The sequence below is a fragment of the Agrococcus beijingensis genome, assembly GCF_030758955.1.
Lineage (GTDB): Bacteria > Actinomycetota > Actinomycetes > Actinomycetales > Microbacteriaceae > Agrococcus > Agrococcus beijingensis.
Map to the genome: position 1 here is coordinate 2,386,402 of NZ_CP132360.1, position 25,349 is coordinate 2,411,750.

Below are 25,349 nucleotides of genomic sequence, written 5' to 3' on the forward strand. Positions count from 1 at the left end.
TCGGCTTTGCTTTCCTGACCGATAGATTGCAACCGATGACCTCGCCCGTGCATTCCCGACCCTGGGTCGCGCCGACCGCGACCTCGCGCCTCGACGCCCGCGTGCAGCTGCCCGGATCGAAGAGCCTGACCAATCGAGCGCTGCTGCTGGCCGCCCTCGCCGACGGGCCGTCGACCCTGCACCGGCCGCTGCGCAGCCGCGACGCGTCGATCATGACCGAGGGGCTGCGTGCGCTCGGCGCGACCATCCGCGAGGCGCCCGGCGACGGCCTGTTCGGCCCCGATCTCACCGTGACGCCCGGGCCCGTCGCGGGCGACGCATCCATCGACTGCGGCCTGGCCGGCACGGCCATGCGGTTCCTGCCGATCATGGCGGCGCTCGGCGACGGCCCGGTGGCGTTCGACGGCGACCCGCACGCGCGCAAGCGCCCGATGGACCAGACGATCGCGAGCCTGCAGGGCCTGGGCGTGCGTGTCGATGCCGATGCGCCGCGACTGCCGTTCACGGTGCACGGCGCGGGCGGCGTGCGCGGCGGCGAGCTGACGATCGACGCGAGCGCCTCGAGCCAGTTCGTCTCGGCGCTGCTGCTGGTCGCCGCCCGCTTCGACGAGGGCCTCACGCTGCACCACGCGGGCGAGAGACTGCCGTCGATCCCGCACATCGAGATGACGCTCGAGGCGCTGCGGCAGCGCGGCGTCGACGCGCGGGCGATCGGCGAGGCCTCGTGGCGCGTCGAGCCAGGCCCCATCGCCGCGCTCGACGAGCAGATCGAGCCCGATCTGTCGAACGCCGCGCCGTTCCTCGCCGCGGTCGCCGCCGTGGGCGGCCGCGTCGTGCTCGACGGCTGGCCCGCGCAGACCACCCAGGTGGGCCGCATGCTGCCCGAGCTGCTCGCCCCGTTCGGCGTCGAGTCGCGGGTGGCGGATGGCTCCCTCACCGTCGAGGCCGTCGGTGGCGCGATCCCCGGTGCCAGCCTCGACATGCACGCGGCAGGCGAGCTCGCCCCCACGATCGTGGCGCTCGGCGCGCTCGCGTCGGCGCCGGTCGAGGTCACCGGGATCGGCCACATCCGCGGGCACGAGACCGACCGCATCCAGGCCCTCGTCGACGACATCGCCGCCCTGGGCGGGCGCGCCGTGGCGCTGCCCGACGGCATCCGGGTCGAGCCGGGCACGCTGCACGGCGGCTCCTGGGGCGCCTACGACGACCACCGCATCGCGACGGCGGGCGCCGTCATCGGCCTGCGCGTGCCGGGCGTCGAGGTCGACGACATCGGCGCGACGGCCAAGACCATCCCGGAGTTCCCTGAGCTCTGGGCGGCCATGCTCGCCGGCGAGCAGGGGTGACGACCGCATGAGCTGGCTCGGCGACTACGAGGGCAAGTACGACGACTACGACGAGTCGAGCGTGCGGGAGCGCCCCAACCCGAAGGCCAACCGCCCGCGCTCGAAGCAGCGGCCCGAGCACGACGACGCCGTCACCGGCATCGTCACCGCCGTCGACCGCGGCCGCTACACGCTCGCCGTGCGCATCGACGAGGAGGACGAGTCGATCGTCACCGCCGCACGCGCACGGGAGCTGCGCAAGCAGTCGATCGTCGCCGGCGACCGCGTCGACGTGGTCGGCGACACGACCGGCGAGACCGGCTCGCTCGCCCGCATCGTGCGCATCCAGCCACGTACGACGGTGCTGCGGCGCTCGGCCGACGACGCCGACGTGATCGAGCGGGTGATCGTCGCGAACGCCGACCTGCTGCTCATGGTGGTCGCCGCCGCCGACCCCGAGCCGCGGCCCCGTCTCGTCGACCGCTACCTGGTGGCGGCGCTCGACGCCGGCATCCGGCCGATCATGGTGATCACGAAGACCGACGTCGCCGACCCCGAGCCGTTCCTGGCGAACTTCGCGGGGCTCGACATCGAGGTGTGGCGCTCGTCGCTCGACGATCCGCCGGTCGAGGAGCTGCGCAAGCGGCTCGACGGGCACACCACGGTCGCCGTCGGCCACTCGGGCGTGGGCAAGTCGACCCTGGTGAACGCGCTGGTGCCCGACGCGCACCGCGCCGTCGGCCACGTCAACGCGGTCACGGGCCGCGGCCGGCACACCTCGTCGTCGACGGTGTCGTTCAAGCTCGGCTCGGGCTGGATCATCGACACCCCCGGCGTGCGCTCGTTCGGGCTCGGGCACGTCGCGACCGCCAACGTGCTGCGCGGCTTCCCCGACCTCGCCGCCGTCGCCGAGGACTGCCCGCGCGGCTGCACGCACCTCGTCGACGAGGGCTACTGCGAGCTCTCGATCGCCGCTGCCGACGGGCGGCTCGAGCCGCGCCGCGTCGACTCGATGCAGCGGCTGCTCGGCACGCTGGTCGCGGCACGGGAGCAGCGCCACCAGGCGGAGTAGTCGGTCGGCGTAGGCTGATCGCGTGACCTACGACGACGACCTCGCCCTGGCGCTGCGGCTGGCCGACGCCGCCGACGCGATCTCGATGGAGCGCTTCGGCGCGCGGGATCTCGAGGTGACGACGAAGGCCGACACCACGCACGTGACGGATGCCGACCGCTCGGTCGAGCAGCGCATCCGCACCATGCTCGCCGAGGAGCGCCCGGACGACGCGATCTTCGGCGAGGAGTTCGGCGTCAGCGGCGAGGCGCAGCGCCAGTGGATCATCGACCCGATCGACGGCACCGCGCACTTCCTGCGCGGCGCCCCCATCTGGGCGACCCTGATCGCGCTCGCCGTCGACGGGCATCCGGTCGTGGGCGTCGTCTCGGCGCCCGCGCTCGGCGGCCGCTGGTGGGCCGCGCAGGGATCCGGCGCCTGGACGAACCCGGCAGAGCCGCGCCGCCTGCGCGTCTCGGGCGTCAGCGCGCTGTCGGATGCGGTGCTGTCGTACAACGCGATCCAGGGGTGGGACGGCGCCGGCCGCATCGGCGACCTGCTGGGCCTGCAGCGCGACGTCTGGCGCGCGCGCTCCTACGGAGACGCCTGGAGCTACATGATGCTCGCCGAGGGCACGATCGACGTGGTCGCCGAGTTCGACCTGCAGCCCTACGACCTGGCGGCGCTCGTGCCCGTGATCGAGGAGGCCGGCGGCACGTTCACGTCGGTCGACGGCGAGCGCGGCCCCTGGCACGGGTCGGCGCTGGCGACGAACGGCGTGCTGCACGCCGAGCTGCTCGAGCGCCTCGCGCGCTGAGCACCCGCTCGCCGCGGCTCAGCCGCGCGCGGCCGCCTCGAGCTGCTCGACGTCGAGCTTGCGCATCGTCAGCATCGCCCGCGTCACCTCGAGCGAGCGCTCCCCCTGCATGAGCTCGCCGAGCTGCTTCGGGATCACCTGCCACGAGACGCCGAACCGGTCCTTGCACCACCCGCACTGCGACTCCGCGCCGCCGTCGGCGACCAGCGCATCCCAGATGCGGTCGACCTCGGCCTGCCCGTCGACGGTGACGGCGATCGACACGGCCTCCGACTGCGGGAACTGCGGCCCGCCGTGCAGCAGCTGGAACGGCGTCCCGGCGAGGGTGAGGTCGACGGTGATCGCCTCGCCCGCGGGCGCGTCGCCCGGCCAGGGGTTGTCGCCCGGGGGGATCCGCATCACGTCGGTGATGCGCGAGTCGGGCACGACCGAGACGTAGAGCTCGGCTGCCTCCTCGATGCGGCCGTCGAACCAGAGCACTGTGCGCACATCCGTCATGGTGGCCATCATGCTCCGCATCCGCGGGCTTCGATACCCTGGATGCATGCGTGAGATCACCCCTGCCGAGGTCGCCGACCTGCCGATCGTCGACGTGCGCGAGCAGCACGAGTGGGATCTCGGGCACGCGATCGGCGCCGTGCACATCCCGATGAGCGACCTCATCGCCCGCCTCGACGAGGTGCCCGACGGCGCCGCGATCATCTGCCGCAGCGGCGCCCGCAGCGGGCAGGTCGTCGCCTACCTCGAGCAGCGGGGGGCGGATGCGGTGAACGTCGCGGGCGGGACCCTCCGGTGGGCGGCCGAGGGCCGCCCGATGGTGGGCACCGTCGCCTGAGCCTGGCGGCGCGCTCGCGCGCGCCTATGCGCCGCAGGGCGGGCGGTGTAGAACCGAGGCATGACGAGCCGCCATCGCGAGATCGAGACGAAGCTCGAGGCGCCCGCGGAGGCGCGCGTGCCGACGCTGGCGGGCACCGGAACGATCGTCGTCGCCGACGAGCCCGTCGAGCACGACCTCGAGGCGACGTACTTCGACACCGAGGCGCGGGCGCTGGCGGCGGCGGGCATCTCGCTGCGGCGCCGCACGGGCGGCGACGACGCCGGCTGGCACCTGAAGGTGCCCATCGGCGAGGGCGTGCGCGACGAGCTGCGCGAGCCGCTCGGCCGCGCGACGAAGACCGTGCCGGAGCCGCTGCGCAGCGCCGTGCACCTGTGGTCGCGCGGCGAGCCGCTGGTGCCGGTCGCTCGGCTGCAGACGCACCGGGCTGTGCATCGTCTTCGCGACGCCGACGGCCGCGTGCTCGTCGAGATCGCCGACGACGCCGTCGTCGCCCGGTCGCCCGTCGACAGCACCACGACGACCGCATGGTGCGAGTGGGAGGTCGAGGCGGTCGAGGGCGGTCGCGACGACGTCGACGCGGTCGTGCAGCAGCTGCTCGCCGTGGGCGCGACGCCCGCGGCCTCTGCGTCGAAGCTCGCCCGCGCGCTGGCCGGGGGCACCGCACCGCCGGCCCCCGAGCCCGAGCCTGCCCTCGACGCGCAGAGCTCCGCCGAGGACGTGCTGGCGGCCGCGCTCGCCGAGCAGGTCGACGAGCTCCGTCGCCGAGACCCGCTCGTGCGGCTCGCGGCCGACGGCGCCGTGCACCGGATGCGGGTCGCCTCGCGACGGCTGCGCAGCCTGCTCGCCACCTTCCGGCCGCTGCTCGACCGCGCGCGGACCGATCCGCTGCGCGACGAGCTGCGCTGGTTCGCCGGTGTGCTCGGCGCGGCCCGCGATGCCGAGGTGCAGTGCGCGCGGCTCGCCGCGCTCGTCGCCGAGCAGCCGGTCGAGCTGGTCATGGGCGCCGTCGGGCAGCGCATCGACGACGCCCTGCGCGCACGCCACCGGCAGGCGCTCGGTGCGGCGCACGCCGCGATGCGCTCGGAGCGCTACCTGGCGCTCATGGACGACCTGCAGCGGCTGGCGACCGCGCCGCCGTGGGCGGGTGCGTCGGGCGGCAGCCCGCAGGATGGGACGGGCGGCAGCCCGCAGGGCGGGTCGGGCGGCAGCCCGCAGGATGCGCTGCGCTCTCGCGTGCGACGTGAGCACCGGCGCACGCGCCGTCGGGTCGAGGCGGCGACCGCGGCCCCAGCGGCCGAGCGCGACGCGCTGCTCCACGAGGCGCGCAAGGCCGCGAAGCGCGCCCGCTACGCCGCCGAGGCGCTGGTGCCGGTGGCGGGCCGCGAGGCTCGGCGCGCAGCGAAGGCGGCGAAGCGCGTGCAGCAGGCGCTCGGCGAGCAGCATGACACGGTCGTCGCCCGGTCGCTGCTGCGCGAGCTGGGCGTGCAGGCGCACCTCGACGGCGACAGCGCGTTCACCTTCGGCCTGCTGCACGCGCGCGAGCACGAGCGCGCCGCGGCGAGCGAGGCGGCGTTCGAGCGCGCCTGGGCGAGGCTGCGGCGCAAGCGCGTGCGGCGCTGGCTGCAGTGAACCCGTGCCGCACGACCGGCGGCGTCAGCCCAGCACGACCAGCTTCTTGTTCATGAACTCCTCCATGCCGTGCGGTCCCAGCTCGCGGCCGAAGCCCGAGCGCTTGGTGCCGCCGAAGGGCATGTCGTAGTCCTCGGCGCCGGCCCCGTTGATCGCGACCATGCCCGAGTCGAGCCGGTCGGCGACGGCGAGCGCGAGCTCCGGGTCGCTGCAGAAGAGGCGCGCGCCGAGCCCGAACGGGGTGTCGTTGGCGATGCGCACGGCGTCGTCGACGTCCTTCGCCCGATAGACGGTGCCGACCGGGCCGAAGAGCTCCTCGCGGTAGGCCTGCATCTCGGCGGTCACGCCGCCCAGCAGCGCGGGGCGCACGCGGGTGTCGCCGGGCTCGCCCACGGCGCCGGCGAGCACCTGCGCGCCCTCGGCGACCGCGGCGGCCGTCTGCTCGCGCAGCCGATCTGCGGCGGCCTGCGACGACAGCGGCCCGACCAGGGCGTCCTCGTCGTCGGCCTCCCCCACCTCGAGCGCCGCGATCGCCTCGCCGAGCTTCTGCGAGAAGGCCTCGTAGTGCTCGTCGAGCACGATGAAGCGCTTCGACGCGTTGCACGACTGACCCGAGTTCTCCATCCGGGTCTCGAGCGCGTTCTGCACCACGGCATCCATGTCGTCTGCCGACAGCACGATGAAGGGGTCGCTGCCGCCGAGCTCGAGCACGACCTTCTTGAGGTGACGCCCGGCGACCTCGGCGACGGCGGCGCCGGCGCGCTCCGAGCCGGTGAGCGAGACGCCCAGCACACGGCGGTCGGGGATGACGATCTCGGCGATCTGCTCGTTGGTGGCGAAGATGTTCTCGTAGGCGCCGGCCGGCAGGCCCGCCTCGGCGAGGATCTCGGCGATGACGGTCGCCGACCGCGGGCACTGCGGCGCATGCTTCAGCAGCACCGTGTTGCCGAGCATGAGGTTCGGGAAGGCGAAGCGCGCGACCTGGTAGTACGGGAAGTTCCAGGGCATGATGCCCAGGATCACGCCCGAGGCCGACTTGCGGATGCGCGCGTCGACGCCGCAGCGGTTGGCGAGCACCTCGTCGGCGAGGAACTCCTCGGCGTTGTCGGCGAAGTACTGGATGATCTCGGCCGAGAACTCGGCCTCGGCGACGCCCTGCGCGAGGGGCTTGCCCATCTCGGTGCGGATGATCTCGGCGAGCTCGCGCGAGCGGGCGGTGAACGCTTCGGCGGCCTTGGTGAGGATCGTCGCGCGCTCGGCCAGCGGCGTCGTGCGCCACGGCTCGTAGGCGGCGTGCGCGCGCTCGATCGCGGCGCGGATCTCGTCGTCGGTCGCCGTCGGGAACTCCTCGACGACCCGGCCGGTGTAGGGATCGGTGACCCGGTACTCGCTCACGCACTGCCTCCTCGCAGATCTGACGAAGCCCAGCGTAGTGCGGGCGAGCGAGAGGGCTCTCACAGCGTGCGACTCGCTACCGATGGTGGAGATGGGGGGAATCGAACCCCCGTCCAACGCTCATATCGTGCGGATTCTCCGGGTGCAGCTCAGGGGTGGCGTTCTGCTCGGCTCCGACCTTTGTCCTGAGCACCTAGGTCGACGAGCCCAGTCACAGTTCAAGTCCCGCGATGCCCTGTGACGCAGCATCGCAGCAATCCCTCAAGATGACGCCAGGGTCCGGAACGAGGGCCTCTCCGGTCTGACGGACTTCAGGCTCGCTTAAGCAGCGAGGGCGAAGTCGGTGCGCTTTGCGTTGGCACCTATGGGTTTGCAGGGAGCGTTCAAGAGATAACCCTGCATCCTCTACCCGCTTCCCGCAGCAACCGAGACGTTGTCGAAACCGATCATCCCCGTGCTGGGTGGCGAGTCGCACGCTGTGGAGTTGTCAATCCGGATGCCTCCGGCGGTCTGGCGAGGCCAGCCCACCATGGTACATCGAAGGAGGGCGCTGCGGCAACACGCGCAGGATCCCCTGCGGCTCAGCCGAACAGCATCTCGGCTTCGCGGTAGCGGTGCTCGGGCACGCGCTTCAGCTCGCCGAGCGCGTCGGCCAGCGGCACGCGCACGATGTCGGTGCCTCGCAGCGACACCATCGAGCCCCACGCGCGGTCGGTGATCGCGTCGATCGCGGCCAGCCCGAAGCGGGTCGCCAGCACGCGGTCGGCGCCGCTGGGCGCGCCGCCGCGCTGGATGTGGCCGAGCACCGTCGAGCGCGACTCGATGCCGGTGCGCTCCTCGATCATCGGCGCGATGAGCTCGCCGATGCCGCCCAGCCGCGGGCGGTTGAACGCGTCGAGGCCCTTGCGCGAGTACTCCTCCTCCATGCCCTCGAGCTTGAAGCCCTCGGAGACGACGACGAGCGGTGCGCGGCGGCGGTCGTAGACCGACTGAACGTACTCGCAGATCCACTCGATCGAGCGCGGCTGCTCGGGGATGAGGGTGACGTGCGCGCCGGTCGCCATGCCGGTGTGCAGGGCGATCCAGCCGACGTGGCGGCCCATCACCTCGAGCACCATGCAGCGCATGTGCGAGTCGCCGGTGGTGCGCAGCCGGTCGCCCGCCTCGGTGGCGATCTGCACGGCGGTGTCGAAGCCGAACGTGTAGTCGGTGGCGTCGAGGTCGTTGTCGATCGTCTTCGGCACCCCCACCATGGGGATGCCGTCGTCGGCGAGCCGGTGGGCGGCTGCGAGGGTGCCCTCGCCGCCGATCGCCATCACGGCGTCGATGCCGAGTCGCGCGAGCGTCTGCTTGATCTTCTCCGGCCCGCCGTTCGGGCCCTCGTAGGGGTTCGTGCGGCTGGTGCCGAGGATCGTGCCGCCGATGCGCGAGGTGCCGCGCACCGACGAGCGGTTCAGCACCCGCACGTCGCCGTCCTTGAGACCGCGGAAGCCGTCGCGGATGCCCACGAACTCGTGGCCGTGGTGCACCATGCCGGTGAGCACCGCCGCTCGGATGACCGCGTTGAGCCCTGGGCAGTCGCCCCCGGACGTCAAGATGCCGATGCGCATGTCGCCTTCCTCCGGGCGGTCCTGGGTGAACCCCGCCGGCATCGTCCATTCAATCGGTCGGGATGCTCGATTGTCGAACGGGGGCGAGCGTCAGTCGCCCAGGCGGTTCTTCGTGCGCATGGCGCGCTCGGCCTCGCGCTTGTCCTGCCGCTCGCGGAGCGCCTGGCGCTTGTCGTACTCCTTCTTGCCCTTCGCGATGGCCAGCTCGACCTTGGCGCGGCCGTCGGAGAAGTAGAGCGAGAGGGGCACGAGCGTGTAGCCGCCCTGCGAGACCTTGGCGGCCAGCTTCTCGATCTCGTCCTTGTGCAGCAGCAGCTTGCGCTTGCGGCGCGGCGGGTGGTTGGTCCAGGTGCCCTGGCCGTACTCGGGGATGTGCACGGCGTCGAGCCACGCCTCTCCCCTGTCGACGTAGGCGTAGCCGTCGACGAGCGATGCCCGGCCCGCGCGCAGCGACTTCACCTCGGTGCCCGTCAGCACCAGACCCGCCTCGACGCGATCCTCGATCGTGTAGTCGTGGCGCGCCTTGCGGTTCTGCGCCACGACCTTCTGGCCCTGTTCGCGCGGCATGGCTCGCTCCCGTGTTCCTGCGCCCGACCGTCGGGCAGCCGCCCAGTCTAGCGTGCGGCGCGGGCTAGATCTTCAGGTACCTGCGGATCGCGACCGCGGCGGCGACGCCGGCGAAGAGCACACCGATCCCCACGAGCACCGGCGCGACCACGAGCGCGTCGTCGATGTTGACGATCGCGATCGTCTGCAGCATCGGCGCCACGTAGCCCTGCAGGAAGAAGTGCACGACCGCGATCACCGATCCGGCCGACAGCACGGCGCCGATGAGCGCCGCGACGATGCCCTCGATGATGAAGGGCGTCTGGATGAACCGGTTCGACGCGCCGACCAGGCGCATGATGCCGAGCTCCCGCTTCCGCGAGAACGCCGACAGCCTGATCGTGGTCGAGATGAGCAGCACCGCCGCGACGAGCATCAGCACGGCCACGCCGATCGCCGCGAGGCTCGCGGTGTTGAGCACCTGGAAGATCGGCTCGAGCAGCGCCCGTTGATCGCGCACCTCCAGCACCCCCGGCAGGGCGCCCGTCGCCTCCCTGATCAGGTCGGCGTCCTGCGGCGCGGTCGGGCGCACCCAGAGCGCCTCGTTCATGGTCTCGGGGCTGGCGAACTCGGCGCTCGAGGTGCCGCCGAACTGGTCCATGAAGTTCTGGTAGGCGAGCTGGCGATCCTCGAACTCGACGTTCGCGACGTAGGGCGCGATCGCCCCGCCCTCGAGCGTGTCGCGCACCGCCTGCACCTGCTCGGCGGTCGCGGCGGTCTGCGTGCAGGTGGCGGTCGAGTCGACCGGGCCGCAGAAGTAGATGCCGACCTGGGCGCGGTCGTACCAGAAGCCCTTCATCTGGTTGATCTGCAGCTGCAGCAGGATCGCGGCGCCGACGAACGACAGCGAGATGAAGGTGACGAGCACGACCGAGACGACGACCGACATGTTGCGGCGCAGGCCGTTCCAGACCTCCTGCGCGATCAGCTGCAGCCTCATGCGCGCTCCTCCTCGAGGGCGGCCGCGGCGGCCGCCGAGCCGCCGGGCTCGTGGACGAGCGGGTCGTTGCCGTCGTCGAGGTGCCGGCGGTAGCCGCCGTGCTGCTCGTCGCGCATGATGACGCCCGCGTCGAGCTCGACGACTCGCTGCTGCATCGAGTCGACGATCGACGCCTCGTGCGTCGCCATCACGACCGTGGTGCCGCCCTCGTTGATGCGGGCGAGCAGCGCCATGATGCCGGCGCTGGTCGAGGGGTCGAGGTTGCCGGTGGGCTCGTCGGCGAGCAGGATCGGCGGCCGGTTGACGACCGCGCGCGCGATCGCGACGCGCTGCTGCTCGCCGCCCGAGAGCTCGTGCGGCAGCCGGCTCGCCTTGCCGGCGAGGCCGACGATCTTGAGCACGTCGGGCACGGCCTCCGAGATGAAGCCGCGGCTCTTGCCGATCACCTGCAGCGTGAAGGCGACGTTCTCGTAGACCGTCTTGTTGTTCAGCAGCCGGAAGTCCTGGAACACCACGCCCAGGTTGCGGCGGAAGAACGGCACGCGGCGGTTCGGCAGCGCCTTCAGCCGCTGGCCGAGCACGTGCACCTCGCCGCTGCTGGGGGTCTCCTCCCGGAGCACCATGCGGATGAGCGTGGACTTGCCGGAGCCGGAGGCGCCGACGAGGAACACGAACTCGCCCTTGAGGATCTCGAGCGAGATGCCGTCGAGGGCGGGGCGAGCCTTGCGGGAGTAGGTCTTCGAGACCTCGTCGAACCTGATCATGACTGGTCGAGGCTACGCGCGGATGCGGTCTGCGGTCGGGTGCGTCGTCGGCGCGGCGTCACTCCCGTGCCGCCGAGCCTGCCACTCGGCGATGCGCCCGGTGGCCCGTGCGAGGCCGAGCACGCCGACGTGGGTGCGCTCGGGCTGGCCCCAGTAGCTGCGCTCGTAGAGCTCGTGGCGCGCGCCGAAGCCGGTGCCGATCGCATCCCACAGCTCGCCGACGACCTCGAGCCGCTCGCGCGCATCCGCCCCGTTCGATCCGCGCAGCAGCGGCTCCAGCCCGGCGAGCTCGTCGCTGCCGAGCGCGCCCTGTGGCACCGGCAGGTGCGCGAGCGCCGACGACAGCACGGTCTCGAGCGAGACGCGCATGCGCGAGTAGGCGTCGGGCGCGAGCGCCGAGAACGCCATCGCCGAGTCGATGCCGGGCAGCACCGAGTCGCCCGAGGGCACGGCCTGCTCGATCATCGCGTCGCGCAGCCCGGCGACGGTGTGGCGGAAGGCGATCAGCTCGCCGAGCGCCGCCTGCGTGCCGCGCCGCTCCTCGGTGCCCATGATCTCGACGGCGCGCACGGCGAGACCGGCCACGTGCTCGAGCTTCGCCTCGAGCCGGGTGGCCGCCTGGAAGGCGAGCCGGGCGTTCCAGCCGACGGCGCCGCGGTTGTAGGCGAGCATCGTCTCGGCGTCGTGGATCAGCACGTCGTCCCAGGCGATCAGCACGTCGTCGAAGACGACCAGCGCGTCGTGCTCCTGGAACCGGCTCGCGAGCGGCTGGTCGGCGCGGAAGGGCGTGCCGCGCGTGAAGATGCGGAGCCCAGAGGTCGCGACGGGCACGGAGGCCGCGATCGCGAACCCGTCGGTCTGCACCTCGCCGCCGAAGTGCGACACGAGCAGCCGCTGCGCCGTCGCGGCGCCGGTCACGACCGCCTTCGCGCCGCGCACCACGAGCCCCGCGTCGGTCTCGCGCACGACGTGGAGGAACACATCCCCCACCTCGTCGGGCGGCAGCTCGCGGTCGACGGGCGGGTTCACGAGCGCCTGCGCGTAGTGCGTCACGTCGCGCTGGTCGCGGGCGAGCGCGGCCCGCACGTTGCCCTCGAAGCGGCCGAAGAACGGCGCGTGCGCGGCCATCGAGGTGATGACGCAGGCCATGAACTCGGGGGTGCGGCCGAGCCAGCCGTTCGTCTGCCGCTGCCAGGCGCGGATCGCCTCGCGCTGGCCGCGCAGGTCGTCGGCGCTCTGCGGCACCGCCCAGAACCGGTGCGTGACCCCCGTGCCATCCGCGGTGGGGGCGAGCAGCGCATCCGCCGTGCCGTCCTCGGCGTGCAGCGAGTCGTAGAGCGACGCGATGGCGGATGCGGTGCCCGAGAAGGCGGGATGCTCGGCCACGCGCGCCACGCGCTCGCCGTCGTGGATGACGACGCGGCCGTCGTCGAGGCTCGCGAGGTAGTCGCTGCCGGTCTGGGGCCGAGTCGCCACGGTGCTCCTAGTCGTCGCCCTCGAGCTGCTGCTGCTTGCGCCAGCGGATGCCGGCGGCGATGAAGCCGTCGAGGTCGCCGTCGAAGACGGCCGAGGGGTTGTTGACCTCGTGCGAGGTGCGGAGATCCTTGACCATCTGGTACGGCGCGAGCACGTAGGAGCGCATCTGGTCGCCCCAGCTGGCGGAGATGTTGCCGGCCAGCTCCTTCTTGCGGGCGGCCTCCTCCTCGCGCTGCAGCAGCATCAGGCGGCTCTGCAGCACGCGCATGGCGGCGGCGCGGTTCTGGATCTGGCTCTTCTCGTTCTGCATCGAGACGACCGTGCCGGTCGGGATGTGCGTGATGCGCACCGCCGAGTCGGTGGTGTTGACGCTCTGGCCGCCGGGGCCCGACGAGCGGAACACGTCGACGCGGATGTCGCCCTCGGGCACCTCGACCTCGTCGACCTGCTCGAACAGCGGCACCACCTCGACGGCGGCGAACGACGTCTGGCGCTTGCCGGCGGCGCCGAAGGGGCTCATGCGCACGAGGCGGTGCGTGCCGGCCTCGACCGACATGTTGCCGAACGCGTAGGGCGCGCCGATCTCGAACGACGCCGACTTGATGCCGGCCTCCTCGGCGTAGCTCGTCTCGTAGACGGTGACGGGCATGCCGTGCTGCTCGGCGTACCGCAGGTACATGCGCAGCAGCATCTCGGCGAAGTCGGATGCGTCGACGCCGCCCGCGCCGGCACGGATCGTCACGACCGCCGGCAGCGGGTCGAACTCGCCGTCGAGGAGTGTCTGGATCTCCATGTCGGCGACCAGCCTCTGCAGGCTCGCGAGCTCCTTCTTCGCCTCGTTCTGGGTCGCCTCGTCGCCCTCCTCGTTCGCCATCTCGACGAGCACCTCGAGGTCATCGATGCGCGCCTCGGCCTCGGTGAGCCGGCGCAGGTCGGTCTGCGCGTGGCTCAGCTGGCTGGTGATCTTCTGGGCGGCGTCGGGGTCGTCCCAGAGGTCGGGCACGCCGGCGGCTGCGGAGAGCCGCTCGATGTCGGCGGCGATCTTCTCGACGTCAGCCACCGCCTTGATGTCGGAGAACGTGGAGCGGAGGGCGGCGATGTCGCCGGCGATGTCGAGATCGGCCATGATCCCCCCAGCCTACCGACCGGGCCGGGCCTGCGGATGCGGCCGAGCCGGCCGCATCCGCCTCTGCTCATTCGCCCCTGCTCATTCGCCCCTGGTCATTCGCCGTAGTGTCGTGCGCATGAGCGGTGTCGACCAGTCCGAGCGCTTCCCGTGGCGCAGGGTCGCCGGCGCCGCGTACGTGCCGACGGCCGCGTTCGCGATCGGTGAGGGCGCGGTGATCCCCTACATCCCGCTGATCGCGGGCGATCTGGGCGCCTCGCTCGCCGTCGCCGCGGTGGTGGCGGCGATGCTGACGATCGGCACGCTCGTGGCCGACCTGCCCGGCGGTGCCGTGGTGGCGCGCTTCGGCGAGCGGCCGACGATGATCGGCGCGGGGCTGCTGGTGCTGGTGGCGCTGGCCCTCGCCTACTTCGCGACGACGGTGTGGATGCTCGGGGTCGCGATCTTCGTGCTCGGCCTCGGCCACGCGATCTTCGGGCTCGCCCGGCACGCGTTCATGACCACCTATGTGCCGATCCGGTACCGCGCCCGGGCTCTGTCGACGCTCGGCGGCATCTTCCGCATGGGCATGTTCGTGGGGCCGCTGATCGGCTCTGCGGTGCTCGGCCTCGGGTTCGGCGTGAGCGTGGTGTGGATCATCTGCGCGATCGGCACGGTGGTGGCGATCCTGGTGCTCATCGTGCTGCCCGACCCGACGTCGGTGTTCGAGAAGGCGCCGCCGACGACGGGCGTGATCGAGCTCACGCAGGAGCGCACGGGCATCGGCCAGGTGATCCGCCGGAACGGGCGCGTGCTCGCGACGGTCGGCGTCGGCGCGGCGATGCTGTCGCTCGCGCGGCAGGCGCGCAACGTGCTGCTGCCGCTGTGGGCCGTGTCGATCGGGCTCGACGGCGTCACCACCGGCCTCGTGATCGGCATCGCCGGCGGCATCGACTTCGCGCTGTTCTTCGTGTCGGGCTGGGTGATGGATCGCTTCGGCCGGCTCTGGAGCGTCGTGCCGTCGCTGGCGCTGATGGGACTGTCGTTCCTGATCCTGGCGTTCACGCACGACGTCGATGCGGCCGTGCTGTGGTTCTGGGTGGCCGCGATCGTGATGGCGCTCGGCAACGGCCTCGGCTCCGGCATCCTGATGACCCTCGGCGCCGACCTCGCCGACCGCCGCAACCCCGCGCCGTTCCTCGGCGCCTGGCGGCTCACGACCGACGCGGGCGGCGCGGTGGCGCCGCTGCTCATCTCGCTGCTGATCGCGGTCGCGTCGATCGCGTGGGCGGCGGCGGGCCTGGTGGCGACGTGCGTGGTGGGTGCAGCGATGATGCTGCGGTGGCTGCCGCGGAAGCCGCGGGAGTAGCGCTGCTCGCTACTGCTCGTCGCGGCGCAGCTCCTGGCGCGCTGCCAGGTCGTGGGCGATCGAGGTGGCCTCGTCGCGCAGCTCGTCGTCGTTCAGCTCGCCCGACTGGATCTGCTGCACCAGCTGGCGGAACGCGGGGTTCTGCATGAGCGCCTTCAGCCCCTCGGCGGCGCGCTCGGGCTGGTCGGTCGGAAGGCTCGCGGCGACGGCGTCGTAGTCGAAGGCCTCCGGGTCGATCGGTGATCCGCTGTCGGGCTGCTCGCTCATGCGGGCAGGGTACCGGGCGGCGCTGAGGCGTCGGGAACGCCGTTCACTCGAGCGCGACGGATCCGAACGAGGGGAAGTCCGGCAGGGCGTAGTCCATCACGGTGAGCGTGTGGATCGCCGGCATGTCGTGAGCGCCGGGCACCTCGATCTCGTGCGTGGTCGCGGCCGGATCGAGCGAGGCGATCTCCCACTGCCCGCCGCCGGCACCCCAGTGCCCGTCGGCATCTTGCACCAGCCGGGCCGGCTTCAGGTACAGCCGAAGATCCGATGCTGCTCCGGTGCGGAAGTCCTCGAGGACCACCCAGACCGAGCCGTCATCGCGGCGCTCGATCCTGGCCGAGCCGCTCGTCTCCGCCGCCTGCGAGAGGAAGGTGCCGCTCAGCGGCAGCTGCTGCTGGAACGCGCTCCCCTGCGGGACCGCGACCTCGGGCGCCGAGGTGCCGGTGCTGCTCGACGCGGACGGCTCGGGCGAAGGCGGCGGATCGACTGCGGCCGTGCAGCCCGCCAAGACCAGCGCGAGCGGCAGCGCGAGGGCGCCGATCCAGCGCCTCTTCGGTGTGGTTGCCATGGCACCAACCTAGGCGGCGAACGGCGCTGCCGACCGTCAGTCGACGAAGACCGCGCGGGCGGTCGAGGTGACGTCGAGACGGATGCCCTCCGGCAGGAAAAGGGAGACGACCGGCGGTCGCCACGCGCTCGAGACGGTGACCGAGGCGCTGCGGGCGTCTGCGCTCGCACCGTCGACGCGCACCGCGTCGAGATCACCGGCTGCCGAGGCCGCCCAGTGCGCCGCCGCCGCGCCGACCGCGCCGTCGGCGAGCTCGGGGCTGGCGGAGGTGCCGTCGAAGCGCACCTGCTCGAGGGCGAACGCCTCGGCGGCCGCGAGCGCCGCACCGTCGGCGACGGTGAAGAGCCGACGGCGCTCGATGAGCAGGCTCGTCGCGGCGGTGACGGCGAGGATCAGCGCCAGCGCGAGCGCAGCGAAGCCGATGGTCAGCACCAGCGTCGAGCCCTCGTCGTCGCGTGCCAGCCGGCGCAGCATCCGCGCTGCGCTGCCTTTCATGGCATGCCGCCGAACGCCGAGACCGGCTGCATCGCCCGCGCCGAGACGGGCACGCCCACACCGATGTCGAGCTGCACGACCGGGGGCGCCAGCGGCAGGGGCACCGAGGCGTCGATCTGCACGGTGACGGTGCCGCGGGGCGTGTCGCATGCGTCGGGCGAGGGAGCGCAGGTGATCCCGACGCGCACGCCGTCGGGCGCGAGGCCGGCATCGGCCATCGCCACCTGGATGGCGCGGTCGGCGGCGGCGAGCCCCTCCCCGTGCGAGTCGGCCTGTGCGATCGCGCGCGCCGCGTGGCGCGACGCGCCCTCGATGCCGAGCACCGCGTGCTGGATCTGGCCGAGCGCCAGCACCAGGTACACCAGCGGCACCAGCAGGATCAGCCCCACGGTGAGGAACTCCAGCGAGGCCGAGCCCCGATCGTCGGCGAGCCGGCGCCGAGCCTCAGCCCAGCGACTCGACCGGCGCATGCCCGGTCACCTCCAGCGCCACCGGGCCGATGAGGCCGAAGACCGGCAGCGGCGCCGCCACCCGGATCTCGATCGTCTCGAGGCCCGCGACGACCGCCGAGGAAGCGCTGACCTGCTGGGCGTAGTCCGGGCCGACTGCTGTGCTGATGAGCTCGCGCGTGCGCGCGATGCCCGCCGACGCATCCGCCCCGATGAGCGACGCGTGCCGCGCGCCCTCGGCCGCGGCGTCGGCGAGCGTGGCGCGCACATGCAGCGACAGGGAGAGCTGCATGACCGAGAGCACGAGCATGACGAGCAGGCCCGCCACCATGGTGAACTCGGCGACCGCCGAGCCGCGCTCGTCGGCCAGCCGCATCAGAAGCTCGTGACGCGCGAGATCGCCTGCTCGAACACGCCCGAGAGCGCTGGGCCCGCGACCGTCCAGATCACGATGACGAGCCCCGCGGTCATCAGGGTGACGAGCACCCAGCCGGGCACGTCGCCGCGCTCCTCGTCGGTGATGCGCCCCACCAGGCGCTGGAGCTTGTGGCTGATCGTCGACATTGCATCCTCCTTCAGAAACCGACCTGCAGCACGTGGATTCCGGGCCACAGCGCGAACGCCACCGTCGTCGGCAGGAGGCCGAAGACGAGCGGCACGAGCATGGAGATCTCCTTGCGACCGGCTGCCTCGAGCAGGTCGCGCTTGGCGGCATCGCGGGCATCGAGCGCCTGCGCCTGCAGCGTCTGGGCGAGCGGCGTGCCGCGCTCGAGCGCCCCGCGCATCTGGTCGACGCTGCGCGTGACGCCGGGGTGGCCGAGCTCGTCGGCGAGCGTGGCGAGCGCGTTCGACAGGCTCGTGCCTGCGGCGGCGTCGGACACGACGCCCGACAGCTCACTGCCGAGCGCGGAGCCGCCTGCCGCGCCGACGCGCCGCAGGGCGTCCTGCAGGCCCTCGCCGGCCGCGAGGCTGAGCGACAGGAACTCGAGGATCGACGGCAGCTCGCTGGAGATGCGTGCGAGGCGTCGCTTGGCGCGACGCTGCAGCAGCCAGTCGACGGTGAACGCGCCGGTCGCGGCGCCCATGACCAGCAGCACGGCAGGCAGTGCTGGCGGACCCGACTGCACGGCACCGGCGACGCCGAGCGCTGCTCCGGCGGCGGCGCCGATCACCGACCAGCGCAGCTGCCGCCCGCGGAACTCACCGACCGTCTCGTCGGAGGCCGCTTGCCGCAGCCGGCGGCGGATGCCCTCGGGCGCGCCGAGCACCGCGTGCACGACGGGCAGCAGCCGGTCGCCGACGGGCGAGGCGACGACCCCCAGCACGCGCGTCGGATCGACGCGGCGCCGTGCGATCAGGTCACGGGCGCCGGCCGAGACGTCGAGCACGTACGGTGCGACGCGATGCAGCAGCAGCGGCCGGCGCAGGATCGGCACCAGGCTGACCAGCATCCAGAGGCCGAAGCCCAGCGTCGCGCCGAGGATCAGTCCCCAGCCGGTCTCGGGCGTCACGCGAACCACCGCGACTCGGTCGGCAGCGCGCCGATGCGCAGCATCACGCGGTAGGCGATGAACGTCACGATCGCGCCGCCCGCGATGAGCACGAAGCCGCCGGCGGAGTTGTAGGCCTGTGCCGCCTCGGGCCGGGTCGACAGGATCAGCAGCACGATCCAGGGAGCTGCGACGCCGAGGCGCGCGGCGCTGACGATCCAGGTCTGCCGCGCCTCGAGCTCGCCGCGGGTCGCCAGGTCGACGCGCAGGTAGGCGGCCAGCTCGCGCAGCACGGTCGTCACCTCGGTGCCGCCCACCTCGCGGGCCATGCGGAGCGTCTCGACGATGCGATCTCCGACCGGATCGGCGAGCCGGGACTTCAGCCGGTCGAGCGCGTAGCCGAACGAGCCGGTCGCCCGGTGGTCGGCCGCGTAGGCGGCGAACGCGGGGCGCGTGATCGCCGGGCCGGCGTGCTCGAGCTGCGCCACCGCATCCGGGAGCGCCAGGCCGCTGCGCACCGCGGAGACCAGGTGGTCGACCACATCGGGCCAGACGGCCGCCTGCGCGCGGCGGCGTCGCTTCGCGCGCCAGCGCACCGCGACGATCGGCGCGGCGGCGCCGGCGACGAACGCAGCCGCGGCCACCGCGACGACCGGCGCGAAGGCGAGTGCGAGGCCGCCTGCCAGCACGCCCGCGAGCAGCGCGACCGCCACGAGCGCGAGCGGCGGGATGCCGTCGAGGCCCGCCTGGGTGAGCCGGTCGAGCACGCGGCCGCGCGCCTTCGGCTCAGCGCTGCGCTCACGTCGCGGCCACAGCCACGGGCTCACGACGAGCACGACGCCGAGCCCGAGCGCCGCGCCCAGCAGCCACGTCACGCGCGACTCCCGGTGAGCAGAGTCACGGGGTCGACACCGATCGCGGCGAACTTGGCGGTGCGCGCCGGGTGCGAGCCGGTCGGCTCGAGCAGCCCGTTGCGCAGCGCGAACAGCGGCGATGCCTCGATGACGCCCGCCGTCACCTGACCCGTGGGTGCGAGGATCTCGACGACGCTGCGGTTGCCACGGGCGTCGATCGCCAGGTGCACGACGAGGTCGATGCACTGCGCGACGGTCGGCACGACGAAGCCCGAGTCGATGTTGCGGCCGGCCAGCAGCGGCAGCGTGGTGAGCTTGCCGAGCGCATCGCGCGCGGAGTTGGCGTGGATCGAGCACATGCCGCTCACGCCGCAGTTCAGTGCCACCAGCAGGTCGAGCGCCTCGGCCTCGCGCACCTCGCCGACGACGAGCCGGTCGGGGCGCATGCGCAGCGACTCCTTGACGAGCCGCCGCAGCGAGATCTCGCCGGTGCCCTCGAGCGAGGGCTGCCGGCACTGCAGCCCGACGATGTCGTCGACGGGCGGGTCGAGCTCGAAGGTCTCCTCGACGGTGACCACGCGCTCCCCCGGCCGCACGGCTGAGAGGAGCGCGTTCAGCATCGTGGTCTTGCCGGCGTGCGTCGGACCGGAGACGAGGATGTTGCAGCCCGCGACGACCGCCTGCTTCAGGAAGGCCGCTGCCTGCTGGCTGAGCGCCCCGCGCTCGACGAGCGCGCTGAGCGACGCCAGCCGCCGCGAGAACTTGCGGATGTTGATGCTCATCGCGCCGCGAGCCACATCTCCCGAGGCGACGTGGAGGCGTGAGCCGTCGGGCAGCGAGGCGTCGACGAAGGGCGTCGAGAGGTCGACGCGCCGACCTGTGGTCGACAGCATCCGCTCGACCAGGTCGCGCACCTCGACCTCTGTCAGCCGCAGCGGCAGCGGCTCGCTGACGCCGCCGCGGGCGGCGAAGACGCGCGAGCCCTGGTTGACCCAGAGCTCCTCGATCTCGGGATCGTCGAGGTACGGCTGCAGCGGGCCGTAGCCGCTGACCGCGGCGAGCACGTCGCGCTCGGCCTGCCGCTCGTCGGCGAGCAGCGGCACGCTGCCGCCCAGCGAGCGCTCAGCGTAGGAGCGCACCGCGTCGCGCACGTAGCGCTCCGCCAGGTCGCCCGAGCGGGCCAGATCGACCCCGTCGCGGCGCACCTTCGCCCGGACGGACGCGGTGATCTCGGCGACGGCTTGGCGCATGGGGCCAGTGAAGCCGAACGGCCGTGCGGGCCGCGGAAGTTCTCCACAGCCCGCCCGATCGCCCGCTCACACGCCACTGAAGGTGTATGCTTGGTGTATGTCACGCACCAACATTGATCTCGACGAGTCAGCTGTCGAGGCGGTCATGCGGCGCTTCGCCTTCACGACGAAGCGAGAAGCGGTGAACTACGCATTGCGAGCGGTGGCCTCCGAACCGCTCGACGTCAGTGGCGCGCTCGCGCTCGAGGGCTCCGGCTGGCACCTCGACCTCGAAGAGCTCCGCGAGACGCGGGCATAGGGGTGCTCGTCGACACTTCTGCGTGGGTCGAGTATCTGCGCGGGACGGGTTCGGTCACGAATGTGGCTGTGCGCGACCGCATCCGGGAGAGCGCGAGCCTGGTGACGTGCGATCCAGTGGTGATGGAGGTGCTGGCAGGCGGGCGCTCCGAGCAGCATGTCCTGGAGCTGCGCGGGCTTCTTGCTCGCGCCGAACTCGTTGCCACCATGCCATCAGACTGGGATGACGCGGCCCGGATCTATCGCGCGGGCCGGCGCCAGGGCGTGACCATCCGCAAGCTCGTGGACTGTCTCATCGCCGCGATCGCGCTGCGGCGCGGCGAGCCGGTCCTCCACCACGACGCAGACTTCGATGCGATCGCGCGAGTCGTCCCACTGGTCGTCGCGCGAGGTTGATTCGGGTTCGCGTGCTCGTGGCAAATGGGGCTCTTCGCCGTTGAGTGTGGGTCATGCGAATAGTCCGCCTGCCTCACCTGGGCCGCACTATTGGGAGACATGCCCTAGTAGCTGTCGGCTTCCGTGCGCGCCTGCTTCAGCCGCGCGACCGCAGCCTCGGAGCCGCGCGCCATGAGCGTCACGTCGGCCGCGACGAACACGAACGCGGCGCCGCGGGCGATGCAGCGGTCGGCGTCGGCCTCGGCGAAGGTGTTCACGCCCACCGGCTTGCCGGCGGCGCGCACCGCGTCGATGGCGGCGTCGACCGCGTCGACCACCGCCTGCTCCGACGGGCGACCGGGGAAGCCCATCGAGCCGGCGAGATCGGTCGGCCCGATGAAGACCGCGTCGACGCCCTCGACCGCGGCGATCTCTGCGGCGTTCGCCACCGCATCCGCCGTCTCGATCTGCACGGTGACCGACACGTGGCTGTCGGCGCCCTGCACATAGCCCGCGATGCGACCCCAGCGCGACGAGCGCGCCAGCGCCGAGCCGATGCCGCGCGTGCCCTCGCGCTCGCCCGGTCCGCCCGGGTAGCGTGCGGCCCGCACGGCGGCGCGCGCGTCGTCGGCGGTCGAGACCATCGGCACCAGCAGGTTCTGCGCGCCCAGGTCGAGCACCTGCTTGATGATCACCGGGTCGTTCCACGGCACGCGCACGAGCGTCGTCACCGGGTAGGCGGCGGCGGCGTGCAGGATCGGCAGCAGCTCGCTCACGGTGATCGGGCCGTGCTCGCCGTCGACGAGCAGCAGGTCGGCGCCGGAGCCAGCCATGATCTCGGCGGCGACGGCGCTGCCGGATGCGTTCCACAGGCCCACGAGCGGAGCCTGCGCGCCCGCGAGGGCCTCGCGGAAGGTGCTCATCGGAACGTGACCTCGACCGTGCCCATGTCCTGGTACTCGGCGCGCACGACGTCGCCGGGCTTGACCCACACCGGCCGCGTGAACGAGCCGGCCAGGATCAGCTCGCCGGCCTCGAGCCGGTCGCCGTGCTGCGCGAGCTTGCCCGCCAGCCACGAGACGCCGAGCGCCGGGTTGCCGAGCACGCCGCCCGAGACGCCGGTCTCGATGATCTCGTCGTTGACGAGGCAGAGCGAGCCGATCCAGGAGAGGTTGCGGTCGCGCGGGCCGATCTCGAAGTCGCCGACCACCACGGCGCCGAGCGCCGCGTTGTCGCTGATCGTGTCGACGATCGTGCGGCCCTCGAGCTCGATGTGCGAGTCGAGGATCTCGAGCGCCGGCACCACGATCTCGGTGGCGTCGAGCACCTGGTCGACCGTGAGGCCCTCGCCCTCGAGCGGCGCCTTCAGCACGAAGGCCAGCTCGACCTCGACGCGCACGTTCGACCACTGCGCGTGCTCGACCGTCTCGCCCGAGCGGTAGGCCTGGTCGGCGAAGATGACGCCGTAGTCGGGCTCGGTGATGCCGGTGGCGAACTGCATCGCCTTGCTCGTCAAGCCGATCTTGCGCCCGACGAGCCGCGCACCGCCCTCCTCGCGGCGCGTGCGCCAGATGCGCTGCACCGCGTAGGAGTCCTCGATGGTGGCCTTGGGGAACCGCGTCGAGATCTTCTCGATCGTGCCCCGCGAGCGGGTGGCCTCGGCGAGCTCGTCGGCGATCTGCGCCACGGTCGCGTCGTCGAGGCCCCGACCGCGACCTGCTGCGCTCGACGCGGTTCCCGTGGTCACAGCTGGTTGCCGATCTTGAAGCCCTTCGACGCCTGACCGCGGTAGGTGCCGTCGTCGTCGCCCTCGCGGGTGTACGAGAAGCCGTCGGCGCCGATCGTCACCTCCATCTCGCTGGAGTCGGTGCGCTCGACGATCTCGACGACGTTGCCGTCGAGGTCGAGCACGGGGGATGCCTCGGTGTACCAGGAGGGCACGACCGGGTTGCCCCACCAGTCGCGGCGCTGGTTGTCGTGCACGTCCCAGGTGATGACGGGGTTGTCGGGGTCGCCGGTCCAGTAGTCCTGCGTGTAGATCTCGATGCGGTGGCCGTCGGGGTCGGTGATGTACAGGTAGAACGCGTTCGAGACGCCGTGGCGGCCCGGTCCGCGCTCGATGTGGTCCGACATCCGCAGCGCACCGAGCTTGTCGCAGATCTGGATGATGTTGTGCTTCTCGTGGGTCGAGAACGCGATGTGGTGCATGCGCGGGCCGTTGCCGCCGGTGAGGGCGGTGTCGTGCACGGTGCCCTTGCGGTGCATCCACGCGGCGTAGGTGACGCCCTCGCTGTCCTGGATGTCCTCGGTGACGCGGAAGCCGAGGTCCTCGAGGTACTTGCGACCGCGGGGCACGTCGGGCGTGACCTGGTTGAAGTGGTCGAGGCGCACGAGCTCGCCGGCCGAGATGAGGTCGTAGCGCTGGTGGAGGCGCTCGGCGTGCTCGGTGGCATAGAAGAACTCGTAGGGGAAGCCCAGCGGGTCCTCGACGCGCACGCTGTCGCCGAAGCCCTTCTGGAAGCCGCCCGCACGGCGCTCCGTGCGGCAGCCGAGCTCCTTGTAGTAGGCCTCGGCGGCGTCGACGTCCTCGGGGGTGCGCACGCGGTAGGCGAACGCCGCGACCGCCGCGACCGGGCCCTTGCGCAGCACGAGGTTGTGGTGGATGAACTCCTCGAACGACCGCAGGTAGATCGCCTCGTCGTCCTCCTCGGTCACGTGCAGGCCGAGCACGTCGACATAGAACGCGCGGCTGGCGGCCAGATCGGTGACGACCAGGTCCATCGCCGCGCAGCGGATGATGTCGGGCGCGGGAACGCTGGGCTTGGGGATCTCGTTCATGGTCCTGCTCCTTCGAAGTGTGGGGTCAGCTGCTGACGCAGATCAGGCGGATGCGCCGAAGCGGGAGGTGTGCACGTCACCGAGGGTGATGTGCACGGCCTGCTGGTCGCTGTAGAAGTCGAGCGAGCGGTAGCCGCCCTCGTGGCCGAGGCCGGAGGCCTTGACGCCGCCGAACGGGCTGCGCAGGTCGCGCACGTTGTGGCTGTTCAGCCACACCATGCCGGCCTCGACGTTCTGCGAGAACAGGTGCGCGCGCTTGAGGTTGTTGGTCCAGATGTAGGCGGCGAGCCCGTACTTGGTGTTGTTGGCGAGCTCGAGCGCCTCCTCGTCGGAGTCGAACGGCGTGATCGACACGACCGGGCCGAAGATCTCCTCCTGGAAGATGCGGGCGTCGGGCTTGACGTCGGCGAAGACGGTGGGAGCGACGAAGTTGCCCTCGGGGAACGCCTCGGGGCGGCCGCCGCCGGCGAGCAGGCGGCCCTCCTCCTTGCCGATCTCGACGTACGACATCACCTTGTCGAAGTGCTCCGGGTGCACGAGCGCGCCGACCTCGGTCTTCGGGTCGTGCGGGTCGCCGACCACGATGTTCTTCGCCCGCTCGGCGTAGCGCTCGAGGAACTCCTCGTAGATGGGGCGCTCGACGAGGATGCGGCTGCCGGCGGTGCAGCGCTCGCCGTTCAGCGAGAAGACGCCGAACAGCGTCGAGTCGATGGCGGCGTCGAGGTCGGCGTCGGCGAAGACGACGGCGGGGCTCTTGCCGCCGAGCTCCATCGAGAGCGCCTTCAGGTGCGGCGCCGAGTTGCCGAAGATGAGCTTGCCGGTGCTGCTCTCGCCGGTGAAGGAGATGAGCGGCACGTCGGGGTGCTTGACGAGCGAGTCGCCGGCGGTCTCGCCGAAGCCGTTGACGAGGTTGAACACGCCCTTCGGCAGGTCGGCCTCCTCGAAGATGCCGGCCCACAGCGACGCCGAGAGCGGCGTGAACTCGGCGGGCTTCAGCACCACGGTGCAGCCGGAGGCGAGCGCGGGGCCGAGCTTCCACGACTCGAGCATGAAGGGGGTGTTCCAGGGCGTGATCAGGCCCGCGACGCCCTTGGGCTTGCGGTTCACGTAGTTCACCTGGCTGCCGGGCACCTTGTAGGTGTCGTCGCGGCCGGCGACGATCAGGTCGGCGAAGAACCGGAAGTTCTCGGCGGCGCGCTGCGCCTGGCCGCGCGCCTGCGTGATCGGCAGGCCGGAGTCCCACGACTCGAACTGCGCCAGCTCCTGGTCGCGCGACTCGACGATGTCGGCGATGCGGCTGAGGATGCGGGCGCGGTCGCGGTTCTTCATGCGCGGCCACGGCCCCTCGTGGAAGGCGCGGGTCGCGGCGGCGACGGCGAGGTCGATGTCGGCCTTCTTGCCAGAGGCGGCGACGGTGTAGTCCTCGTTGGTGACCGGGTTGAGCACGCCGAACGTGTCGCCGTCGACCGAGGGCACGCGCTCGCCGTCGATGTAGTGCGGGATCAGGTCGGGGATGCCTGCGGGCTGGTTGGCCATGGTGG

The 25,349-nt window shown here is 72.2% G+C and carries 28 protein-coding genes, 1 other RNA gene and 1 pseudogene; 8 read left to right on the plus strand and 22 right to left on the minus strand.

Annotated features, from left to right (window positions below; translation table 11 throughout):
• Positions 1–35: 35 nt before the first annotated feature.
• Genes aroA through hisN form a run of 3 tightly spaced genes read left to right on the plus strand, consistent with a single transcriptional unit; the run spans position 36 to position 3,193 of the window.
• Positions 36–1,346 (plus strand): 3-phosphoshikimate 1-carboxyvinyltransferase, encoded by a 1,311-nt coding sequence (gene aroA, locus Q9250_RS11600; protein ID WP_306232038.1) that lies wholly within the window; start codon positions 36–38, stop codon positions 1,344–1,346.
• A 7-nt stretch (positions 1,347–1,353) separates the two neighbouring features.
• Positions 1,354–2,397 carry a ribosome small subunit-dependent GTPase A gene (gene rsgA / locus Q9250_RS11605; protein ID WP_306232039.1) on the plus strand — a complete coding sequence of 348 codons (1,044 nt, stop codon included), beginning with the start codon at positions 1,354–1,356 and terminating at the stop codon, positions 2,395–2,397.
• Between the two features lie 22 nt (positions 2,398–2,419).
• Complete coding sequence (hisN, locus tag Q9250_RS11610) at positions 2,420–3,193, plus strand: histidinol-phosphatase (RefSeq protein ID WP_306232040.1); 774 nt, start codon at positions 2,420–2,422, stop codon at positions 3,191–3,193.
• Between the two features lie 18 nt (positions 3,194–3,211).
• On the opposite strand, the gene Q9250_RS11615 is transcribed toward hisN, so the two are convergent.
• On the minus strand, positions 3,212–3,703 hold the full coding sequence (locus Q9250_RS11615) for a VOC family protein (RefSeq protein ID WP_306232042.1): 492 nt from the start codon (positions 3,701–3,703) through the stop codon (positions 3,212–3,214).
• A 34-nt stretch (positions 3,704–3,737) separates the two neighbouring features.
• Here Q9250_RS11615 and Q9250_RS11620 point away from each other — a divergent pair, with 34 nt between their 5' ends.
• Positions 3,738–4,028, plus strand: coding sequence for a rhodanese-like domain-containing protein (locus Q9250_RS11620; protein WP_306232043.1), 291 nt, complete (start codon positions 3,738–3,740; stop codon positions 4,026–4,028).
• A 60-nt stretch (positions 4,029–4,088) separates the two neighbouring features.
• Positions 4,089–5,660: a CYTH and CHAD domain-containing protein gene (locus Q9250_RS11625; protein ID WP_306232044.1), complete on the plus strand. Its 1,572-nt coding sequence runs from the start codon at positions 4,089–4,091 to the stop codon at positions 5,658–5,660.
• A 24-nt stretch (positions 5,661–5,684) separates the two neighbouring features.
• Here the strand turns inward: Q9250_RS11625 and Q9250_RS11630 are convergent, their stop codons facing one another.
• From Q9250_RS11630 to prfB, 8 genes and pseudogenes are all read right to left on the minus strand, one after another.
• Complete coding sequence (locus Q9250_RS11630) at positions 5,685–7,055, minus strand: aldehyde dehydrogenase family protein (RefSeq protein WP_306232045.1); 1,371 nt, start codon at positions 7,053–7,055, stop codon at positions 5,685–5,687.
• Between the two features lie 83 nt (positions 7,056–7,138).
• Positions 7,139–7,509: a transfer-messenger RNA gene (gene ssrA, locus Q9250_RS11635) on the minus strand.
• 127 nt (positions 7,510–7,636) lie between these two features.
• A complete protein-coding gene (locus Q9250_RS11640; RefSeq protein WP_306232046.1) occupies positions 7,637–8,665 on the minus strand; it encodes a 6-phosphofructokinase in 1,029 nt (342 codons plus the stop codon).
• Between the two features lie 90 nt (positions 8,666–8,755).
• Positions 8,756–9,232 carry an SsrA-binding protein SmpB gene (smpB, locus tag Q9250_RS11645; protein WP_306232047.1) on the minus strand — a complete coding sequence of 159 codons (477 nt, stop codon included), beginning with the start codon at positions 9,230–9,232 and terminating at the stop codon, positions 8,756–8,758.
• Positions 9,233–9,296: 64 nt separating this feature from the next.
• A complete protein-coding gene (gene ftsX / locus Q9250_RS11650; RefSeq protein ID WP_306232048.1) occupies positions 9,297–10,211 on the minus strand; it encodes a permease-like cell division protein FtsX in 915 nt (304 codons plus the stop codon).
• A gap of 14 nt (positions 10,212–10,225) precedes the next feature.
• A pseudogene (ftsE, locus tag Q9250_RS11655) lies at positions 10,226–10,975 on the minus strand (cell division ATP-binding protein FtsE); the annotation flags it as partial.
• A gap of 12 nt (positions 10,976–10,987) precedes the next feature.
• Positions 10,988–12,451 (minus strand): 4-hydroxyphenylacetate 3-hydroxylase N-terminal domain-containing protein, encoded by a 1,464-nt coding sequence (locus tag Q9250_RS11660; RefSeq protein WP_306232049.1) that lies wholly within the window; start codon positions 12,449–12,451, stop codon positions 10,988–10,990.
• Between the two features lie 7 nt (positions 12,452–12,458).
• Complete coding sequence (gene prfB, locus Q9250_RS11665; RefSeq protein WP_306232050.1) at positions 12,459–13,577, minus strand: peptide chain release factor 2; 1,119 nt, start codon at positions 13,575–13,577, stop codon at positions 12,459–12,461.
• A gap of 118 nt (positions 13,578–13,695) precedes the next feature.
• On the opposite strand from prfB, the gene Q9250_RS11670 reads away from it, so the two are divergent.
• The gene (locus Q9250_RS11670) at positions 13,696–14,925 is read left to right on the plus strand and encodes an MFS transporter (RefSeq protein WP_306232051.1); all 1,230 of its coding nucleotides are present in this window, start codon (positions 13,696–13,698) and stop codon (positions 14,923–14,925) included.
• Between the two features lie 9 nt (positions 14,926–14,934).
• Here Q9250_RS11670 and Q9250_RS11675 read toward each other — a convergent pair whose 3' ends face one another.
• From Q9250_RS11675 to Q9250_RS11715, 9 genes are read right to left on the minus strand one after another with little or no spacing between them, the layout of a single operon-like run.
• Positions 14,935–15,192 (minus strand): hypothetical protein, encoded by a 258-nt coding sequence (locus tag Q9250_RS11675; RefSeq protein ID WP_306232052.1) that lies wholly within the window; start codon positions 15,190–15,192, stop codon positions 14,935–14,937.
• Between the two features lie 43 nt (positions 15,193–15,235).
• Positions 15,236–15,760, minus strand: coding sequence for a hypothetical protein (locus Q9250_RS11680; RefSeq protein WP_306232053.1), 525 nt, complete (start codon positions 15,758–15,760; stop codon positions 15,236–15,238).
• A gap of 36 nt (positions 15,761–15,796) precedes the next feature.
• Positions 15,797–16,255: a pilus assembly protein TadG-related protein gene (locus tag Q9250_RS11685; protein WP_306232054.1), complete on the minus strand. Its 459-nt coding sequence runs from the start codon at positions 16,253–16,255 to the stop codon at positions 15,797–15,799.
• Positions 16,252–16,725 (minus strand): hypothetical protein, encoded by a 474-nt coding sequence (locus Q9250_RS11690; RefSeq protein WP_306232055.1) that lies wholly within the window; start codon positions 16,723–16,725, stop codon positions 16,252–16,254. The genes Q9250_RS11685 and Q9250_RS11690 overlap by 4 nt, the downstream gene beginning before the upstream one ends.
• On the minus strand, positions 16,700–17,080 hold the full coding sequence (locus Q9250_RS11695) for a TadE family protein (protein ID WP_306232056.1): 381 nt from the start codon (positions 17,078–17,080) through the stop codon (positions 16,700–16,702). Before Q9250_RS11695 ends, Q9250_RS11690 begins: the two co-directional genes overlap by 26 nt.
• Positions 17,080–17,268: a hypothetical protein gene (locus Q9250_RS11700; RefSeq protein ID WP_306232057.1), complete on the minus strand. Its 189-nt coding sequence runs from the start codon at positions 17,266–17,268 to the stop codon at positions 17,080–17,082. Before Q9250_RS11700 ends, Q9250_RS11695 begins: the two co-directional genes overlap by 1 nt.
• Positions 17,269–17,279: 11 nt before the next feature.
• Complete coding sequence (locus tag Q9250_RS11705; RefSeq protein ID WP_306232058.1) at positions 17,280–18,215, minus strand: type II secretion system F family protein; 936 nt, start codon at positions 18,213–18,215, stop codon at positions 17,280–17,282.
• Positions 18,212–19,069 carry a type II secretion system F family protein gene (locus Q9250_RS11710; protein ID WP_306232059.1) on the minus strand — a complete coding sequence of 286 codons (858 nt, stop codon included), beginning with the start codon at positions 19,067–19,069 and terminating at the stop codon, positions 18,212–18,214. Before Q9250_RS11710 ends, Q9250_RS11705 begins: the two co-directional genes overlap by 4 nt.
• A complete protein-coding gene (locus Q9250_RS11715) occupies positions 19,066–20,298 on the minus strand; it encodes a TadA family conjugal transfer-associated ATPase (protein WP_306232060.1) in 1,233 nt (410 codons plus the stop codon). The genes Q9250_RS11710 and Q9250_RS11715 overlap by 4 nt, the downstream gene beginning before the upstream one ends.
• Before the next feature lie 97 nt (positions 20,299–20,395).
• On the opposite strand from Q9250_RS11715, the gene Q9250_RS11720 reads away from it, so the two are divergent.
• Together Q9250_RS11720 and vapC are read left to right on the plus strand one after the other, a co-directional pair.
• Positions 20,396–20,596, plus strand: a complete 201-nt coding sequence (locus Q9250_RS11720; protein ID WP_306232061.1) for a type II toxin-antitoxin system VapB family antitoxin — start codon at positions 20,396–20,398, stop codon at positions 20,594–20,596.
• Positions 20,597–20,598: 2 nt separating this feature from the next.
• A complete protein-coding gene (vapC, locus tag Q9250_RS11725; RefSeq protein ID WP_306232062.1) occupies positions 20,599–20,991 on the plus strand; it encodes a type II toxin-antitoxin system VapC family toxin in 393 nt (130 codons plus the stop codon).
• Between the two features lie 104 nt (positions 20,992–21,095).
• Here vapC and Q9250_RS11730 read toward each other — a convergent pair whose 3' ends face one another.
• Genes Q9250_RS11730 through hpaE form a run of 4 tightly spaced genes read right to left on the minus strand, consistent with a single transcriptional unit; the run spans position 21,096 to position 25,344 of the window.
• Complete coding sequence (locus Q9250_RS11730) at positions 21,096–21,893, minus strand: aldolase/citrate lyase family protein (RefSeq protein WP_306232063.1); 798 nt, start codon at positions 21,891–21,893, stop codon at positions 21,096–21,098.
• Positions 21,890–22,717 carry a 2-keto-4-pentenoate hydratase gene (locus tag Q9250_RS11735; RefSeq protein WP_306232065.1) on the minus strand — a complete coding sequence of 276 codons (828 nt, stop codon included), beginning with the start codon at positions 22,715–22,717 and terminating at the stop codon, positions 21,890–21,892. The genes Q9250_RS11730 and Q9250_RS11735 overlap by 4 nt, the downstream gene beginning before the upstream one ends.
• The gene (gene hpaD / locus Q9250_RS11740; RefSeq protein ID WP_306232066.1) at positions 22,714–23,808 is read right to left on the minus strand and encodes a 3,4-dihydroxyphenylacetate 2,3-dioxygenase; all 1,095 of its coding nucleotides are present in this window, start codon (positions 23,806–23,808) and stop codon (positions 22,714–22,716) included. The genes Q9250_RS11735 and hpaD overlap by 4 nt, the downstream gene beginning before the upstream one ends.
• 42 nt (positions 23,809–23,850) lie before the next feature.
• Positions 23,851–25,344: a 5-carboxymethyl-2-hydroxymuconate semialdehyde dehydrogenase gene (hpaE, locus tag Q9250_RS11745; protein ID WP_306232067.1), complete on the minus strand. Its 1,494-nt coding sequence runs from the start codon at positions 25,342–25,344 to the stop codon at positions 23,851–23,853.
• Positions 25,345–25,349: the final 5 nt, after the last annotated feature.